Genomic DNA, 1,670 nt, shown 5'->3' on the forward strand with positions numbered 1-1,670 from the left:
ACCTCGTGATCATGCAGGGCTCGATCAACGACCGTGCCCAGGGTGCCGCCGGATACCGCGAGGCCGTGAACGCCGCGTGGGACGCGATGGCCGCCCTCTACCCGAAGGCCACGATCGTGGTGCTCGGCCCGGCCCCGCACGAGCTTCCCGTCGGTGCGACCACGGCCCGCATCGACACCGACCTCGCGGAGCTCGCCGCAGCGCGCGGCTGGTGGTACATCTCCCCGATCGCCCAGGCCTGGATCACCGCGCAGAACTATCTCGACGTGATCGACGTGGAGGTCGGCCGCAAGCATCCGTCCACGGATGGACACCGATACCTGGCCGAGAAGCTGGCCGCCGCCCTCGACGAGCTGCGCGCCGCGCCCATGACGGAGGCCGGTGGGTCGGAGACCACCCCCGACGAGTGATATTGTCGATCGGTACGCCTCCGTAGCTCAGTGGATAGAGCGCCGGTTTCCGGTACCGTAGGTCGCAGGTTCGACTCCTGTCGGGGGCACACATCAGCAGAAGGCCGCTCTTCGGAGCGGCCTTCTCTCGTTTCGCCTCGACTGGCGGTTCGCGCTCAGCTGCGAAACCGCCCGAGATCAGCGGCTGCCGAACGTCCGCGGCGGCCGAAGGTGCGCAGGCCCCGCAGGTTCCCAGGCCTTCCGGATAGGCTGTTGCCGTGCCCCTCCTCTCGATCGCCGGTTCGACGCGTGCCCCGCACCGTCTGCGTTCGGCGACGCCCATGAGGGCGTGGATGCGGATCATCATGCACCCGGGCACGAACGGGTGGACCAGCGTCTGGGGCACTCTCTCGCACGGCGAGATCGCCGGCTGCCCGCCGCCACGGAACTAGACCACGCCTCGAACGGGGCGGTGGTCTTCTGCGCCATTCACCCCTTCTCTCACGTGAGGTCTTTCCGTGTCCCCGAATCCTTCCCCTGCCCGCATCTCCCTCGCCCCGCACGCCCTGTGGCAAGGCATCCGTTCCAACGCACGCAGCGACGTGCTCGGTGGGTCGCTTCTGCTCGCGGCCACGTTCGCCGCGTTGATCCTCGCCAACAGTCCCGCCGCGCCCTGGTACGAGTCCGTGCGCGACTTCACCTTCGGCATCCCCGAGCTGCATCTCGAGCTCAGCATCGGCGCGTGGGCGTCGGACGGACTCCTGGCGATCTTCTTCTTCGTCGTCGGATTGGAGCTGAAGGAGGAGTTCGTCGCGGGACGCCTGCGCGATCCTCGCCGCGCTGCCCTCCCCATCGCCGCGGCCGTGGGTGGAGTGGTGGTGCCCGCGCTGATCTTCGTGCTGATCAACGCCGCGAGCGGTGCGGATGCGCTGCGTGGCTGGGCGATCCCCACCGCGACCGACATCGCGTTCGCGGTGGCCGTGATCGCTGTCGTCGGCAAGTTCCTGCCGCCCGCGCTGCGTGTGTTCCTGCTGACCCTCGCCATCATCGACGACCTCATCGCGATCACCATCATCGCGACCTTCTACACCGAGAGCATCAGCTTCCCGTGGCTGATCCTCGCGCTGCTGCCCCTGGCAGGATTCGCCGCCCTGGTGGCGAAGGGCGTGCGCGCATGGTGGCTCCTCCTGCCCCTCGCCATCGCGGTGTGGGTGTGCATCCACGCGTCCGGCGTCCACGCGACGGTCGCCGGCGTGCTGCTCGGCTTCGTCGTGCCCGTCA

At 68.8% G+C, this 1,670-nt stretch carries 3 protein-coding genes and 1 tRNA gene; all 4 read left to right on the top strand.

Annotated elements, in window-relative coordinates:
- A partial coding sequence (locus DSP71_RS24040; protein ID WP_396652062.1) for an SGNH/GDSL hydrolase family protein occupies nucleotides 1–410 on the top strand: 410 nt, incomplete at its 5' end.
- A gap of 16 nt (nucleotides 411–426) precedes the next feature.
- A tRNA-Arg gene (locus DSP71_RS14970) sits at nucleotides 427–499 on the top strand.
- Between the two features lie 168 nt (nucleotides 500–667).
- Nucleotides 668–841, top strand: a complete 174-nt coding sequence (locus DSP71_RS22395) for a hypothetical protein (protein WP_179515940.1) — start codon at nucleotides 668–670, stop codon at nucleotides 839–841.
- A 66-nt stretch (nucleotides 842–907) separates the two neighbouring features.
- The coding region (locus DSP71_RS14975) for a Na+/H+ antiporter NhaA (protein ID WP_181800748.1) at nucleotides 908–1,670 on the top strand (763 nt) is incomplete at its 3' end.

The sequence above is a fragment of the Microbacterium sp. H6 genome, assembly GCF_003314775.1.
Lineage (GTDB): Bacteria > Actinomycetota > Actinomycetes > Actinomycetales > Microbacteriaceae > Microbacterium > Microbacterium oxydans.